9 protein-coding genes are annotated in these 17702 nt (G+C 43.1%); 3 read left to right on the top strand and 6 right to left on the bottom strand.

Features of this window, described 5'->3' with window-relative positions; all coding sequences use genetic code 11:
• Positions 1-106: 106 nt before the first annotated feature.
• Positions 107-2605 carry a M14 metallopeptidase family protein gene (locus FC093_RS14450; protein ID WP_137262502.1) on the top strand — a complete coding sequence of 833 codons (2499 nt, stop codon included), beginning with the start codon at positions 107-109 and terminating at the stop codon, positions 2603-2605.
• 297 nt (positions 2606-2902) lie between these two features.
• Here FC093_RS14450 and FC093_RS14445 read toward each other — a convergent pair whose 3' ends face one another.
• The 3 genes from FC093_RS14445 to FC093_RS14435 form a co-directional block, all read right to left on the bottom strand.
• A complete protein-coding gene (locus FC093_RS14445) occupies positions 2903-3154 on the bottom strand; it encodes a hypothetical protein (RefSeq protein WP_137262501.1) in 252 nt (83 codons plus the stop codon).
• Positions 3155-3244: 90 nt separating this feature from the next.
• The gene (porW, locus tag FC093_RS14440; RefSeq protein ID WP_170971094.1) at positions 3245-6172 is read right to left on the bottom strand and encodes a type IX secretion system periplasmic lipoprotein PorW/SprE; all 2928 of its coding nucleotides are present in this window, start codon (positions 6170-6172) and stop codon (positions 3245-3247) included.
• A 337-nt stretch (positions 6173-6509) separates the two neighbouring features.
• Positions 6510-11477, bottom strand: coding sequence for a PKD domain-containing protein (locus tag FC093_RS14435; protein WP_137262499.1), 4968 nt, complete (start codon positions 11475-11477; stop codon positions 6510-6512).
• Between the two features lie 476 nt (positions 11478-11953).
• Here FC093_RS14435 and FC093_RS14430 point away from each other — a divergent pair, with 476 nt between their 5' ends.
• Entirely contained in the window at positions 11954-12388 is a 435-nt protein-coding gene (locus FC093_RS14430; protein WP_137262498.1) for a hypothetical protein, read from the top strand.
• A 215-nt stretch (positions 12389-12603) separates the two neighbouring features.
• Positions 12604-13506, top strand: a complete 903-nt coding sequence (locus FC093_RS14425; protein WP_137262497.1) for a sulfotransferase domain-containing protein — start codon at positions 12604-12606, stop codon at positions 13504-13506.
• A gap of 153 nt (positions 13507-13659) precedes the next feature.
• Here FC093_RS14425 and FC093_RS14420 read toward each other — a convergent pair whose 3' ends face one another.
• The 3 genes from FC093_RS14420 to glpK all read right to left on the bottom strand — a co-directional run bounded on the left by FC093_RS14420 (position 13660) and on the right by glpK (position 17557).
• A complete protein-coding gene (locus FC093_RS14420; RefSeq protein ID WP_137262496.1) occupies positions 13660-14367 on the bottom strand; it encodes an MIP/aquaporin family protein in 708 nt (235 codons plus the stop codon).
• 58 nt (positions 14368-14425) lie between these two features.
• Entirely contained in the window at positions 14426-15922 is a 1497-nt protein-coding gene (locus tag FC093_RS14415) for a glycerol-3-phosphate dehydrogenase/oxidase (protein ID WP_137262495.1), read from the bottom strand.
• A 132-nt stretch (positions 15923-16054) separates the two neighbouring features.
• Positions 16055-17557, bottom strand: a complete 1503-nt coding sequence (glpK, locus tag FC093_RS14410; RefSeq protein ID WP_137262494.1) for a glycerol kinase GlpK — start codon at positions 17555-17557, stop codon at positions 16055-16057.
• Positions 17558-17702: the final 145 nt, after the last annotated feature.

Here is a 17702-nt window from a genome sequence, read left to right as displayed (position 1 = left end):
CTTATTTCCGTGTATGAATGTACCGGTTTTTTAACCAATTACATTCCTTTCAAACCTGTTTAATCAAAAGCCATTACTTTTAACTTATTCACTTATTGCTTTGTTTATGAAAAAAACAGTATTGCTCTCCGGTTTTATTTTTTGTATGCTTTCTGTCTCTGCGCAACTTCTTTCTCCCCGGCAGTTTTTGGGTTATCCTGTAGGTACGCACTTTACACTAGGTTATAAAATTGATGATTATTTTAGTGCAGTTGCTACCGCTAAACCCAACATGGTAAAGGTGGAAAAATATGGACAAACATACGAGGGAAGGGATTTAATACTGGCTTACATTGGCTTGCCCGAAAACCTGCAACGACTGGAAGAAATACGCAAGAATAACCTACGCATTACCGGCATGCTGAAAGACAATATTGCACCTCAAACTACTGGTGTGCCTGCTATTTTGTGGCTCAGTTATAATGTGCATGGCAACGAGCCTTCGTCGGCAGAAGCAGCAATGCTTACCTTATATGCATTGGTGAGTGACAGCAATACACAAACAAAGGATTGGCTGAAAAACCTGGTTGTGGTAATAGACCCGATTGAAAACCCCGACGGGCACGACCGGTATGTAAACTGGTACAACTCCACAGTGGGTGTACAATTTAATGCCGACCCGCAAGCGCGTGAGCATCGGGAGCCTTGGCCGCAAGGTAGAACCAACCATTACAATTTTGACCTTAACCGTGATTGGGCCTGGCAAACGCAACTGGAAACACAGCAACGGCTAAAAAAGTACCAGGAATGGATGCCGCAGGTGCATGTGGATTTTCATGAGCAAGGCCCTAATTCGCCCTATTATTTTGCACCGGCAGCCGAGCCTTACCATGAAGTGATAACGCAATGGCAGCGCGACTTTCAGGTGATGGTTGGTAAAAACAATGCTAAGTATTTTGATGCCAATGGCTGGCTCTATTTTACCAGAGAAGAGTTTGATTTGTTTTATCCCTCTTATGGCGATACCTATCCTTTGTACAGTGGCGCTATCGGTATGACCTACGAGCAAGGCGGTATTGGTGCGGGCTTAGGCATTCGGTTGGAAGATGAAGACACTTTAACGCTGGCTGACCGTATAATGCACCATTACACAACCAGTATGGCTACTATAGAAACTGTTTCAAAGAATGCAAAAAGGTTGGTAAGTGAGTTTAAGCAGTTTTACGACAATTCGGTAAATGCGGTAAATGCACCTTACAAAACCTATGTGATGACTTCGAAAGATATTAATCAGTTGCAGGAGATAGCTGCTTTGCTGGATAAAAATCACATCAGGTATGGCATTACCAACGCAAAAAACTTCCACGGTTATAACTATTTTACCGGCAAAGAGGAAGCTTATAAAGAGGAAGGCTTTCAGCTTGCTATCTCCGCTTTTCAACCGCGAAGCACCTTATTGCGGGTATTATTTGAGCCTAAAAGTTTCCTGGAAGATTCGGTTACATACGATATTACTGCATGGTCGTTACCGTATGCTTATAACATTAAAACGTATGGCATAAAAGACAAATTGCCGGTAGGCGGCAGCTTACCAACAACAAACATTACGCGTGCAGAAAGTAATTACGGTTTGCTGATTCCCTATACTTCGTTCAATGCCAGCCAGGTATTGGCTTACCTTTTATCGCATGGTGTAAAAGTACGTTTTACTGATAAGGCTTTCACCTACAATGGTAAAAACTATAGTGCCGGTACGCTCATTGTTTTGCGTGGCAATAATGTAAACAACTGGAATGCTGTAGTAAACGATGCCTGCAGTAAATACAATATACAGGCAATACCTGTAGAAAGTGGCTTTGTGGAAAAAGGTTCTGATTTTGGCTCGGGAGATGTACAGTATATTCACGCGCCAAAGGTAGCCATGCTTACCGGAGGGCAGGTTGATGCTGGTGCTGCCGGCGAAGTGTGGCACTTATTTGACCAAACGCTGCAATATCCCATAACGTTGCTAAATGCAGATGATCTTAATCGTTTGGATATAAGTAAGTACAATACACTCATTTTTCCGGCTGGCAGCTATACAATTCTAAGCAACAGAAACGTACAGGAAAAACTGCATCAGTTTGTGCTGTACGGCGGTAAGATAATAGCGATGGAAGATGCGGTGGTGCAATTGGCAAAAAATGGCTGGGATATTTCCATACGCGAAAATCAGTTGGATTCTGTTGCTTCCGACAGTGATTACACTGCATTGAGAGTATATGGCAGCCGCGAAAGAAGCGACTTGAGCCAGACAATCATAGGTGCCATTTACCAGTTGGATATGGATACTACACATCCATTGGCTTACGGGTATCCCAATTTCTATTACACGCTTAAAAGCAACAGCAGCATAGTTAATTTTTTGAAAGATGGATGGAATGTAGGGGTTATTAAAAAAGCAGCTTATACTGCCGGTTTTGTAGGCAGCAAACTAAAGCCCCAACTGAAGGATGCGATGGTATTTGGCGTACAAAACGAGGGCGAGGGCAGTATGGTATATCTTACCGAAGATCCATTGTTCCGCTTGTTTTGGCAAGGTGGCAAAATGTTGTTTTGCAATGCCGTTTTCCTGGTGGGTCAATAATGTCTGAACCGGGATTTTATGGGATTAGTGGGATGGATGGGATAAATAGTAGCTATATCTTCTCATTAAGTTGTTCTAAATCATATTTATAAAATATATAAACTGCGATGTGTTCCTCTGTGTCTTACTCTTTTTACTCTGTGGTTCAAAAAAGGGTACTCGCATAAAGAACGAAGCACCAGTGATTCCCTTCATTTTTAAATAAAAGCCCCTTTCACTTTTATCCATAAAAAAATCCTATAAGGTATTGAACACCATACAGGATTTAAACATTTCAAAAAGTTTTGCGGGGGTAAATTACCGGTTTGTTTCGTCGTGACCCAATTGCTTAACCAGCTTATTATAAATACCCAACAGCAGGAAGGGAGCAGCCCATTGACCAACAAAAAGACTCTCTTTTTTGTAAGAAGTAAATTGCAATATAGCCGATGCCGCCATTGAGCCTAATGCAGCCCACAAAAATACGTCGGAAGGAATTTTGGCAGTTTGCTCTTCAATAGCTGTAGCTACTTTGCCTTCCTTGTGTTCAAGATTAAAATCGGTGTTCATAAGTTACCTCCATGGTTTTATAGCGATAAGCATTCAAGTTTCTTGCCAAAGAAATGGCTCACCACTTGTTTTAAAAACTATGCCTTCAGGCTAAAACTTGTCGGGAATGGCTTTCTGTATTACACTTCTATAAGTATCCAGGTCTTTATTCTCGTTGAGTAGCCTGAAGTTGGACGGGCTTATCATCAAAAAGCCGTATTTATCGGCGGTAAGCCAGGGCAAGATGCGACCCGCCGTTTGTGGCTTCGTTTTATCTATATAATCCAATGCTGCTGCGGCATCGGTAAACGGGCCAATCAGCATTATATTGTAGCGGTCATCCAGCTTTACAGAACTGGTATTGATTGTTTGGTTGTAAAACGTTTGTTTATTATAACGGTTAAATGCATTCCTGGCTTCGGTAGCATACACCGGCGCTACTTTATCCAGCACCAGCGCCACGTACTGCGAGTCGGCAGCATTAAAGGAGAACGTTTTAGCCACTTCCGGTGCTTTTACCGCAACTGTATCTAAATTTACTGCCACTGGTTTGTTCGCCGGTTTGGAAATTACAGAATCGGGTTTCTTGTACTCCACCGATTGTTTGATGGGAGCTTCTACCGGTGTAGTATTTACTAAAACAGTACTGGTAGTAGTATCTACGTTCCGCTTGATTTGCAGTTTGGTAAGATAGGCTTCTATCTGTGGGCGCCGCCTGATGACATCTGCCATTGTTTGGGCTTTTTCTACCAGCGGTGAGGAAGGAAACTGATCCTGCAGGTTTTGCAGTTGCTTCAGCGCACTGCTGTCTTCCCGCTGCGAAACATAATAAATAGATTCAATGTACAGCAATTGCGGGGTCCAATAGCTATTTCCATACTGGCTGTCGGCTATTTCTTTTTGCTTTTGAGCTTCATTAAAATTGCCTTCAATAAACGCGTTATATATTTTTTCGTATTGCTGTGTAGCAGGCGATTTTTCACTTGATTCTGAGGGTGCTATGCTGCCGTTTTTCAGTTTTGCCAGCCATTGTCCATTACGGTAATCTCTTTGTAAAACGGCTAAGGCAGAGTCTGCGCTGGCTCTTTTACCTAATCTATTATAGCAATAATATAAGTTGAAAAGCGATTGCTCACGATACTCACTCGAATCGGTTACTGTATTCATCTGCTGATACATCTCAATAGCAGCCGGAAAGTTTTGCAGTTCGTTTTGAAATACTTCCCCACTGTGGAAATATGCTTTTGCTATATTTTCATTGGATTGTTGCAGCTTTTCGGGTGTTAAAGGCAGTCCGGCTTCCAGGTCTTCAATAGAGTTGGCCATTGCAGGGGCTGCTTCTTCTCCATTCTCATCACCATTCTCCGCATCAGTACTGTCTGTGTCCCCATCCGGCGAGCCGGGCTGTTGCATCGCCATCCTGGTAATATCGCTCTGGCGGCGCCAGTTATCTACATTCGGCCGGTTGCCCCATTGTTGCCTGAATGCACCAAAACCGCTGCTCTTGAGGGCAGTATTATTAAAATACCAGTCTTTGGACGCCGCTGTATTATCAAACAAATTTGCCTGTGTTTGCAATTGTACTGCAGGATTGATGTTGGGCGTATTGTCCTCGTCTTTCAATCCCTGGCTGCGGCGTATCTGCCGCAGTGTTTTTTTCAGGTAAGCAGTACGTTGCGCTTCGGGCATAGCCGCTACCTGCTGCAAACTATCTTCCTTATCTACAGCAGTAAGATAACCTGCAATGCTTGCCATTGCCGGCTGCCGGGTGCTTAACCGATCCATCTCCAATGAATCGCTTAGGTTGCCTGCAGCTTGCGTACTGTCGTAAAAGTTATGGGCATTCATCCATTTGCGCTGGTTGTATTCCACATCGGCAAGCAACAAAAAGGATTTGCTTCTTTGGTCGGGATTATCCACATTATTTGCTATGCTTTTCTTTAGCAATGCAATGGCTTCATCGTTGTTGCCAAGTTGTAGTTCTACCTGCGCTGCGGCATAATAGATAATATCGCGGTATAGCACGTATTTATCTTTTTTAGCCATACGCAGCAGCGCATCCAGCTTTTGCTGCGTAGTGGCACCAGTGCTATCGTTACCTATATTAATGCTGTTGAAATAGGCATTCACTTCCATAATGGGATCTGGTGTATGGTCGGCACAGCGGTTGAAGTATTTTACTGCTTCTTCATCATTGCCGGCAAGATGATACATTTGCGCCATCAGGTATTCCCAGCGCGCTTTTTCCAATTGATTGTTAGCATTGTCCAGCGCCTCACCGAGGTGTGTAGCAGCACTGTCGTATCTTTTTTGGTTATAAAATAAATAAGCCAATGCTTCGTGCAGGTCGGGTTGCAATCGCTCCGGAAATTTGGGGTCGTTGCGCAATATTTCCAGCAAACCGCCGGCACGTCCGGCATTCCCGGTTTCTATGCTGGTACGCGCCATCCATAAGAAGTTTTCGTTGCGGCTGGGTGGCGTTACGGCAGTTTTATGCCATACATCTGTTTTTTCCTTTGTCGCAATCGTCAGCTCGCCTTTATTGGTAGCATTGCTGCCGATGGGCAAATTATAGCCATCGTCCTTTGGTCCCCACGCATAGTTCACATACTGAAAAGCGTTCATAGCAGAATCGAAATTCTTGCGATAGAAGTAGGCTTTACCCAGCAAAAAATATAAGTTATCAATCCAGTCGTTGCGCAGGTCGTGGAGCAACACGCCGGCGGTACAGTGGTAAATAACAGAATCTATATCGCTGCCACTTTGTGCAGTAGTATTGAGCGAATAATTGTAAAAGGGAAGGAGTTTTGTATAATCGTCTTTGTTGGCTGCTTTGGCGCGTGCCACAATATCGTTGAGAAGGGCATTGGCATTAAAATAATAATTGTAATGTGTGTACATATTCTGCAAAGCATGCCTTACCGGACCAAACTTTTTGGTGTCACTTTGCTCGGCAGGCAGGGTTCGGTTTTCGTATTTGCCGGGTTTCTTCAGGGTAATAGTAGTGCCTTTCTGTGCCTGCGACAGCCAACAGATCATTAGGAACAGCCAACATAAACTACTTTTTAGTACCAACTGCTTCATGCAATAACTTTCTCGTATAATAACTGTAAAGCAAACAAAAATATTTTACAAACCCTATTTTCAGGTATTATTAATTCCTGATTGGGGAGGAGTTCTCCCGCACTAAACCAATGTTTTATAAACAGAAGCATACCAGAGCTTTATAACAAGTATTATTTTTCTTTTTCGGGGAGAATAGAAATGTTTTGGAAAGATGCTTAATGGAACAGTTTGATTTTGAAATCACTTTTATCCTTGTCATGCTGAGCATGTCTTACCTGCTATACAGGCTGTGGAAGGCGGGAAGAAAAATTTACCTTATCAATACTACGGTGCCTTTGTAGTGATATACTTCGCCGGTGGCGCAAACAATAGATGCTATATACACGTACGTGCCGGGAGCTACCGCTTTACCTTTAAAGGTACCATCCCAGCCGGCATTTTCATCGTAGGCGCTCATGTTGGTACGTTCAAACAACATTTGACCATCCCGGTTAAATATAGCAAAGCGGTTAATTTGTTTAATCCCACTCCCTCTAACGTTAAAACGCTCATTAATTCCATCACCATTAGGCGTAAATGCCGATGGAATTTGTATCAGACTTTGCTTACACAATACGTTTATCTGCACACTATCTTTTGCCACACAACCGTATTCATTATTTACCTGCACTACATACGTTATGTTAGCCTGCGGTATGCTTACCGGCGAAGGACAATTGCTGCAGCTTAAATACATCTCCGGTTGCCAGTTCCAGCCGGTTACATCGGGGCTGGTGGTAGGTGCAAGTGTTACCGGTGAGCCGGCAAAAGTGCTGATATTATTACCGGCATTTACAGTTGGCAATTCAACAATGCGCACTTCGGTAATAGCCGTATCGGTAAAGCAGTGGCTGCTATCGTAGCCTACCACTTTATAGGTTTGAGCAGTGGTAGTATTAATAGCCGGGTTGGAAGTATTGGTGTTACTCAGTCCGCTGCCTTCAATCCATTGGTATATGTCGGCGCCCGATACATTTAATTGCGCACTGCTGCCGCGACATACATACAGGAGCGGCATGGCAGTTATTGCAAACCGTTGTACTACCCGCACCATTACCGAATCGGTATTTACACATCCATTACTGTTGGTCACAGCCACTTTATACAACGTAGTGCTATCGGGCGCTACGAACGGATTGGCAATGGTATTATCGTTTATACTTTTATTGGGTGTCCATTTGTAACTAATACCATCGTGCGCCGTTAATTGCACAGATTGACCTGCACAGATTTGCGGCCGCACAGGTTGTAAATTAACAAGGGGTTTGGCATATACCGTAAGCGGGCTATAAGCAGTATCGTAGCAGCCGTTTTCATTTACCACCAGCATTACCGGATCGGTGCCGGAGTGTATAAATTGCTGCTGCGCAGGTTTTTGTTCTGCGGAAGTGCTGCCGTTGGGGAAATGCCATTCCCAGGTAAGGGAGTTGTTGGATATATCAGCGCTGCCAATAAAATTGCCCCAATCATCCTGGCACAGCGATGCGGGACCTTTGATGCCCGCCTTAGGTGTTGGATTTACTACAATATCAACGCTGGTTTCAGCGGCGCAGCCATAGGGCGAGGCTGCACTCAATGTTACCGGGTAAGTACCGGTTTTGCTGTACAGGAAAGCCGGGCTTTCTGTGTTTGCAGTATCTTTTACTTTGCCGGTGCCAAAACTCCAATGGTATTGTAATGGCACTTTTGCCACATCTTTTGCCACACTTATTATATCCGGCGTAAACAAAACAATGGATGAATCGCACACAACTTCGGGCCTGGTCTGTATGGCAAGATGCAACGTATCAATAATAATAGGTTTTTCGAGGAAAAAAGGAAAAGAGCAGTTGTTGCTGTCTTTTACAATCAGCGATGGCGTGTACATACCTGGCGTGAGATAGTTGTGTACTGCAAAAGTATCGGCAGCACCGGTAAGCGTACCATCACCAAAATCCCATGTATAAGATGTAGCGTTTGATGCCTGTGCAGTAAGCATAATGGGTTGTGCACCGCACACAAATTGCTTATCTGCTCTTAGCGTAGCATACGGACCCTGGATGGTAATATATTGAAAAACAGAATCCACCGTTCCATCCCTGAAATAGCCATACAATGTTACCTTGTATTTGCCGGGTTTATTATAGGTGTGTTGTGGAACACCATTATTGCCAATGGTAGTGCCATCTCCAAAATCCCAACTGATGCTGCTGGTATTTACAGTAGTGCTGGTAAATGTTGCTACTATGGGTGGGCAACCGCTGCCCGGATTGACGAACTCAGTAGTATAGGTAAAATTAAGATTGAGGTTTTTTACATACAACAATTGTACAGCGGTATCGCTGCATGTTGTAAGGTTATCTCTTGCTATCAGCATCACGGTATCTACACCGGTTGTTGCATAGTGGTGTACAGGAATAGAATCCCGATAAACATTCTTAATGATTGTGCCATCACCAAACATCCAGGTAAATGCGCTGTTGTTGTAGTTGTTGGTATCGCTGATCACAGAGCGATTATAAAAATAAACATTTGAATCTGGCAAAACCGGGTTTTCCGACATCTCAAAAGCTGCCAACGGAAAGTTTGTCCTGATGGTGTGCTGTGCAGTATCGGTGCAGCCGGTTTTATCTGTTACTCTAAGCAATATATTGTACGTTCCGGGCGTTTGGTACTGATAATCAAATGGATTGCTGTTTATTTTTGCAGTAGTATTGCCATCGCCAAAATTCCACTCCCATTTAACAATAGCAGCGCCATTGCTACTTTTAGAAGTATCTGTAAAAGTGAGCGGATCTTTAAAACAGTTGTCATTGTTCTGTATTTCAAACCCTGCTTTTGGCCCTTTTATTTTTATAGGGATATAATTGGTGGTATCCAGACAATTAAAATAATAAGAAGTAGTAATAATACGCAAGTCTTTTTTTGTATTATCTAAATCAGTTAAATCCAGATGAAAGGTATTGCGCCATACATCGTCAGGAGAAGTATAGGTGCCTGCAAATAAACTGCTGTCCCGGTACTGCGCATAGAGCATATTGTAGTCGTGGTTAAAACCAAAAAATACAGCAGCGGGATTGGTTTCTACATCAGATACAACCAGCGGCAGGTTATCACTGCCGCAAAGCTCTGTAAGTGTAGAAGTTAAAACCGGCGATTGCCTGAGCAAGACAAATGTATTTACAGAATCTGTTACGGTGCAGTTGCCGCTTTTTGCTGTTAGTTTAACGATATACGTACCACTTTTGGAATACGTATGCTGAATAATTTGTTGCGGGCTATTGTATGTGTAAGCTGGTGTACCATCACCAAAGTCCCAGCTCCAGTTAGTTGCTTTTGTTGTATCCTCATAGGTAACCAGGCCACGGGTGCCTTCGCAGGTGTGTGCCTGGTTGTGGATATTGGGGAAAGGTGGCAGCACCGTAATATAATCTTTTTTAGTAACGGTATCGCTGCAGCCTTCTTTAGTAATAACCAATGAAACCGTAAACGTAGAATCGTACCTGTATTGGTGTGATTGATCAATAGTGCCGGGACGATAGCCCGGCTGATCGCCAAAATTCCAGAAATAGTTGCCATCCAGATTGCTGCCTGTTACATTAAAGCTCACCGGCGTACTGCCGCACACCGTAGTGCCGGGCACAGCAGTAAAGTCAAATTTTGGTCTGGGCGTAACGTGTACCGTATAAGTAGCCACGCCGCTGCAGCCATCGGCAGTTTTGTAATTGAGGATAACCTGATAATCGCCCGGCTGCTTAAAAACATGCTCTGGCGTTTTATCGGTTGTGGTAGGTGTGTTATCACCAAAGTTCCAGACGGTTTCTTTTATTACCTGCGATGAAAGGGCTGAAAAAGTGGTGGTTAAACTATCACACCCATATTGCCCCGCCGAACTATGAATATCTGCACTCACTTTTTTAATGGTTATTGGTTGTACTATTTCGGCGGTGCAACCGGCAGCATTAGTAGTGCGCAGCCATGCATAGTAAGTACCATCGGCAGTATAGGTGTAGGAGGTAGCCGATGTAAAATTGGTTGGTTCAAAATTGCTGTTTGTGGTATTATCCACATCCCATTCCCACTTTGTGATGTTTGCTGTTGTATCTTTAAATTGTACAGTTGTCGGGGCACCGCATGTATTTTGTATATTCACCACAAAGCCGGTTATGGCTGGTTTTTCCAGTACAGTGATGTTTTTTATAGCGGTGTCTTTACAAGTGCCAAAAACATCTATCAATTGTACTGTATGCTGCCCTGCTGTAAAGCTGTAAGAAAACTGGCTGGAATCTATACTGAATTGTTGCCCATCTACTATCCATAACTGCTGTGTGTAAGAAGTAGGCTGCGGGTTGCTTATATCAGTAAAGGTTATGTTGGTGTGCTCGCATGCCAGTGCCGGTACTTCAAAATCAGCATTGTAGTTGGCTACATTAATGTAGGCCGGCATTGCCGTATCTGCTGTGCAGCCATCGCTGTTGGTTACTTCCAGCTTTACGTTGTAAGTGCCTTTACTGCTGTACAGGTGTTCAGGCACTTTGTCTATTGAAGTCTGTCCGTCTCCAAAATCCCAATGGTAGCTGAGCGTGCCCTCACCGGTGCTGTTGTTGATAAAAGTGACCGCATCATTTACCGTACACAATACCGTTTGCGAGGCGGTAAAAGCCGGATTAACAGAGGGAAGCACTTGTATCAAATCTGTCTTTTTTGCGGTACTGTAACAGCCAAAACTATTAGTCACCGTAAGGCTGGGCGAAATAGTTGCTGCCGATTGGTAAGTATGCACCGTTTCCTGTGTGCCAGATGCTGTAGCACCATCGCCGAAGTCCCAGAAATAGCTTGCAATAGTACCATCACCGGGTGTGGAGTTGCTGGTAAAAGTAACCGGCAGCGGTGCACAACCGTTTAATGTATTTGCCGAAAAATCAACCAGAGGTTTTTTATATACTGTAATGGTTGTGCTTTTGGTGTAGGTTTGATTGTTATCTGTTACAGTAAGTGTTACGGTATAATCATGCTCGTCTTTGTATTGTGCGCCTACACTGTCTTTTAAAGCAGAAGAATTGCCATTGCCAAAGTCCCAGTTGTAAGTAGCATTTGCAGAAAAACCAGTGGAAGTGTTTGTAAAAATGACCGATAAAGGGGAACAGCCACTGGTGGGTGTTGCTGTAAAATCAGCCGTTTGTGCTGCCGCCATAAAGCTTATGATCACACAAGCTATCAGGCAAACAAAGTGTTTCAGCCATTCCTCTGCACGCACCATACAAACAGTTAATTGTGTTGATTGTTATTGTTGATATTGATAGAAAAATACTGTGGGTACGTATCCTTTTACGAAGGGATAAAAGTAGTATTTAATCCCTTATAAGCTTTAAAATATTGATGTAAAACAGTTGTTTGGTAAGCGAAGCACGCATTAATAGTTTAATATCGTAAGTGGCTTATTGCTATTGTAAAAAGCTTTTACGCAAACGTGTTATTACTCTATTTTTTTCAACAACATTTCTTTTTCCACATTATTTTACCGGCATCACACAAGTATTTAAAATGCTACCATAGTGTGCAAAAATCTTTCCAGCTTTTTTATTTGCAACGCCTGCTTGCCGCTTTTCCTTGTAAAATTTTTCCTGCCATTTGACTATAAAAATGTACAATTATTTTTCCTGCTGTTGCTTATTTTAATTTGGTGCGTTTTATGTGGACTTACTATCTCATTACCAATCAATAAATAAAAAATTTATGTTCGATCAAATTTTAAATTTAGTGAAAGAGCATCTTGACAACAATCCGCAGGTAGCTAATGCTGTACCTGCCGATAAAGCAGATGCCGTACACAAAGAAGTAGCGAGCCAGATAACAGACCATTTGAAAAATGCGGCCGGCACAGCGCAGGGTGGCATTGGCGGACTACTATCAAAGTTTACCGGTGGTGTGGAATCGGGCAGTACCGCTACCAGTGCTATCACCGGAGGATTAGCAGCCAGTTTGGCAAGCAAGTTTAATTTACCACCTGCTGTAGTTGGTGCTATAGCCGGTGCTGTTCCGGGCATTTTGCAAAAGTTTGCACATAAAGCCATGGACCCAAACGATCATAGCATTTCGCTCGATAGCATTAAAGATTCTTTATCGGGTATGACCGGCGGCTTGGGCAATATGTTTGGCTTTGGTAAATAAATATGAAAAATCAGCTACCGTAAAGCAATTTTATAAAACACAATAGCATCTCTTATTTCAATAAGAGTCATATTGTTATGTTTTTTATTGCAGTTCATTCATTCTTTTCTGCCATTCATCCTCCTTTTCTGTTCGTAAATCCGAATCTGCTTTTCATCCGCTGCTTTCCTATTGCATCTTTGACTAAACAAAAAAAACTAAACCCTTTTAAAATTATGACAGCAGAAACACTCGCCTTGCCGAGAAAGAAACGTGAACTTCGCAGCCACCATTTTGATTCTACTATCTGGAACCATTTTAATTTCAGAGCAGACGACATTATCATTGCAACATATGGAAAATCGGGCACTACCTGGATGCAGCAAATTATTTCGCAGCTTATTTTTAATGGTGTGCCCGATGTAGATGTTTCTAATATGTCGCCCTGGCTCGATCTTCGCATACCCGAAGCCCACATAAAGCTGGATGCACTGGAAAGCCAAACGCATCGCCGTTTTGTTAAAACACACCTACCGGTAGATGCACTCGTTTTTTCTGAAAAAGCCAAATACATTTACATCGGCCGGGATGGCAGAGATGTAGTGTGGAGTTTATATAACCATCACGCCAATGGTAACGAACTATTTTACAAGTTAATCAATGAAACTCCAGGAAGGGTAGGTCCAAAACTGGAAAAACCAACACCCGATATTGCGCAGTATTTCCGTGATTGGATGGATAAAGATGGCTATCCTTTTTGGCCTTTTTGGGAGCATATCCGTAGCTGGTGGAGCATACGTCATTTACCCAATGTAATGCTGGTACATTTTGCGCAGTTGAAAGAAAACATGCCCCGCGAGATTGAGAAAATAGCTAACTTTCTGGAGATTGATATTGATGAAAATAAATGGAACGATATATTAAAGCATTGCAGTTTTGATTACATGAAAAAGAATGGTGCCAAAACTGTTCCACTGGGCGGTGCAGCATGGGATGGCGGCTCTGAAACCTTCATTAATAAAGGCACCAATGGCAGATGGAAAGATATACTGACTAAGGAAGATAATGAGCGTTATGAACAAATGGCTGTTGAGCAATTAGGTGAGCAAGTTGCAAGGTGGCTGGCAACCGGCCAGTAATTGTTTAATTTCGTTTTGCATTTGGAATTGACCTTATTCAAATATCATAGTAACCATACACAAACAAGCAGTCGATTATATATAACAAAGGCTCGTAATCATGCGAGCCTTTTTAGTTTATTAAGATAATAGAACGTATTTGTAATCGTAAAACTAATGTAGTAGCCAATACACATAAGCAGCCAAAAGTGCACCTATGATTGGCGCAATAACCGGAATCCAGCTATATGCCCAATCGCTATCTCTTTTATTTTTGATAGGTAAAATGGCATGCATGATACGTGGACCTAAATCCCTTGCCGGATTAATAGCATAGCCTGTTGGGCCGCCAAGGCTTAAACCAATACCTAATACAATTAGCGCAACCGGCAACGCGTCCAAAGAGCCTAAGCTATCCGATGGTGGTATGATATACAAAACGGCTAACATAAAAATAAAAGTGCCTATTGTTTCAGTAATAAAATTATGTGTTGCATTACGGATAGATGGTGCGGTGCAAAACACAGCCAGTTGGGTAGTAGCATCAGGGGTTTCATCAAAATGCTGCTTGTAAGACAGCCACACCAGGAGGGCGCCTGCCATAGCGCCCAGCAGTTGTGCGGCAAGGTAAACCGGTACCTGATCCCAGGGCAATTTGTGCAAAGCGGCAAGCGCCAGCGTAACCGCCGGATTGAGGTGCGCGCCGCTGTCCTTGGCTGCGATCAGCACACCGGCAAATACAGCAATGGACCAGCCAAAAGTAATAGCTGTCAGACCGCCACTAAAGCCTTTGGTTTTAGCTAATACAACATTAGCTACTACCCCATCGCCCAGCGTGAGCAGTACAGCAGTACCTATAAATTCGCTTACAAAAGGAGTCATATTCAGTTTGGTTTTTGATATGCAGTTATTAAAGTGATTAGTTATTATTCCTTATAATTCATGCATCCGCCAGGCGATATTGATTGGCTAATTGCGTGAATGTTGTAATCTCGTCTTGTACCCATTGTTCATCTCGCTGTAGCAGATTGGCCATTTGTTGTGCTACAATAGGTGCAACTGTACTTGCTATGGTAGCATTTAAAAATAATATTCTTGTCCTTCGTGCCAATACATCTTCTACTTTTATTGCCATTTCTTCTGTTACAAAATATTGAATGTCTTGTGCTGTATAATGAAAACCGGCATGTAAAAAATCTTTGCTGTTAGTTGCTGCTTCTATACGTGACGCCTGAATAGAAAGCTGCCTGGTAATACAAGTCTTTTGTGGAAGCTGTGCAATTTGAATAGCTTTATCAATTACATCTTCTGCCATCTTGCGGTAAGTAGTCCATTTACCGCCACTTACTGTTATAAGCCGGCTTTTTGAAACTAAGATGGTGTGATCTCTGCTCAATAAGGAAGTAGTAGCGTTACCGCCTTTCTTTATTAAAGGCCTTAATCCAACAAACACGCTTCTGATTTCTTTTCTTGTAATTGTTTTAGTTAAATATCTATTTGCATGGTGCAGTATAAAGCCAATTTCTTCTTCCAGAGGTTTTGGCTCGATGCTAATATGTTTGACAGGTGTATCGGTAGTGCCGAGTATAACTTTGTTATGCCACGGTACGGCAAATAGTACGCGTCCATCATCTGTTTTTGGAATCATCAAAGCATTATTACCAGAGAAGAAATTCCTATCCACCACTACATGTATGCCTTGCGATGGCGCAATGAGATTGTCTTTGTGTGGCTCATCCATTTGCATTACGGCATCGGCAAAAACGCCGGTAGCATTAATGAATGTTTTGGCTTTTACTGTATAAGCGTTGTTGTTTATTTCATCTTTTATTACAACAGCAGTAATGCGGTTATCTTGTTTAATAAATGATTGTGCTTTGCAATAATTAATCGCCGTTGCGCCTTGCTGAATGGCTGTTTTGGCTAAGTCAATTGCCAGTCGCGCATCATCAAACTGTCCATCATAATACAGGATGCCACCTTTCAATTTTTCATCATTAATACCTGGTAATTCCTGCAATGTTTTTCTTTTATTCAGCCATTTTGTTTTGCCTAAGGATAGCTTGCCTGCCAACAATTGGTACATTTTTAAACCAATACCATAAAACCATTTATCCCACCAACTATACACTGGCACAACAAAAGCCATAGTTGATGTTACATGCGGTGCATTGCGCAGTAAATAAGCTCTTTCGCGCAATGCCTCTTTTACCAGCTTGATATTTCCTTGTGCCAGATAGCGCACGCCGCCATGCACCAGTTTGGTAGAGCGTGAAGAAGTACCCTTTGCAAAATCGTGTTGTTCTACCAGCAATGTTTTAAAACCTCTGCTTGCCGCATCTACCGCACAGCCCAAACCGGTAGCGCCACCGCCAATAATAACGATGTCCCATTGGGGCGTTTGCTGTAGCTGAGTGAGCATTTGGTCGCGAAGCATAGGTGTGAGTGCCCCATCCCTAACCCTTCCCCACAAGTGGAGTAAGGAATAGAAAAGGTATATTGTGGTTTAAAAAAGTAAGATGCATTGTTGAATATTTTACCGTCGTAATAATTAAGTACGCAAGAACATTTATCCACCCATATCATTTGCCCAGGCTTGTGCAGCACGGATGGCACGCTGCCATTCACGCGACCATTCCTCCCGCTGTGTATCCGTTGAGTAAGGCTGAAATACAGTATCCGCTTGCCACTGCTGTTGTATTTCTTCCAGATTTTGCCAGTAACCCACTGCCAGTCCCGCGAGATAAGCTGCGCCTAATGCCGTGGTTTCGGTAATTTTTGGGCGAATAACCGGCGTGCCCAGTAAATCGCTTTGAAACTCCATTAACAGGTTATTGACAGTAGCACCGCCATCTACCCGCAGCTCCTGAATGGAAACACCGGAATCGGCGTGCATAGCTTGTAACACATCCATCGTTTGAAAAGCAATGCTTTCGATGCAAGCCCTTGCAATATGCGCAGCTGTAGTGCCGCGCGTAATGCCGGTAATGGTGCCACGTGCATGACCATTCCAGTAAGGTGCGCCGAGACCCGCAAAGGCAGGCACTACATACACGCCTTCGCTGGAAGAAACCTGGTTGGCAAGCGTTTCTACTTCAGCTGATGTACGAATCAATTGTAAGCCATCGCGCAGCCATTGCACAACAGCACCGGCAATAAACACGCTGCCTTCGAGTGCATATTGTGTACAGCCGTTAATTTGCCATGCAATAGTAGTGAGTAAATTGTTTTTGGAAGTAACCGGTTTTTCGCCGGTTTGCATCAGCATAAAACAACCTGTACCATAGGTGTTTTTTACCATACCCGGCTTGGTACACATTTGTCCAAACAAAGCAGCTTGCTGGTCGCCGGCAATGCCTGCAATGGGTATGTTGTGTGTTGATAATATTTGCTGCGTGTAGCCATATACTTCGCTGCTGCTTTTTACCTGTGGCAGCACACTGGCAGGTATATCAAATAGCCGCAACAATTCTTCGTCCCAGCTAAGTGTATGAATGTTGTACAGCATGGTGCGCGATGCATTAGTAACATCGGTGGCGTGCACGGTGCCATTTGTAAGCTTCCATATCAGCCAGCTATCTACGGTGCCAAAACATAAGTTGCCCTGTGCTGCTTTGTCGCGTGCACCATCCACACTATCTAAGATCCATTTGAGCTTGGTAGCAGAAAAATAAGCATCAATAATAAGCCCTGTTTTTTGCTGTACAACAGGTAAATGGCCTTGTTGTTTTAGCTCATCACAATAATGTGCGGTTCTGCGGTCCTGCCACACAATGGCATTGCAAATGGGTGCACCGGTATTTCTATCCCAAACAACAACTGTTTCGCGCTGGTTGGTGATGCCAATGGCGGCAATATCTTTTACCGTTAAACCTGCTTTGGTAACGGCTTCGGCGGATACGCCCAGTTGTGTGCTCCATATTTCATTAGGATCGTGTTCTACCCAGCCTGGCTGCGGAAAAATTTGGGTAAATTCTTTTTGCGCCATGCTTTTTATCATTCCGTTTTTATCAAATACAATAGCGCGGGAGCTGGTAGTGCCCTGATCGAAAGCTAAAATATACTGTGGCATATATGGAGGCAATTAGGGGCTGAAAATAAGAGATTTATATGGATTGTCAAGTGATGATAACTAATTGTGCGGTGAATATGTAAGAAGTAATATTTAAGATTTGGGCTTTGTATAGGAGATTAGGAGAGCACACTGATCGTTTAGA

The sequence above is a fragment of the Ilyomonas limi genome (genome assembly GCF_005233845.1).
GTDB lineage: Bacteria > Bacteroidota > Bacteroidia > Chitinophagales > Chitinophagaceae > Ilyomonas > Ilyomonas limi.
Note: the sequence above shows the minus strand (reverse complement) of the source record. Positions and strands in the feature narration are given on the sequence as shown.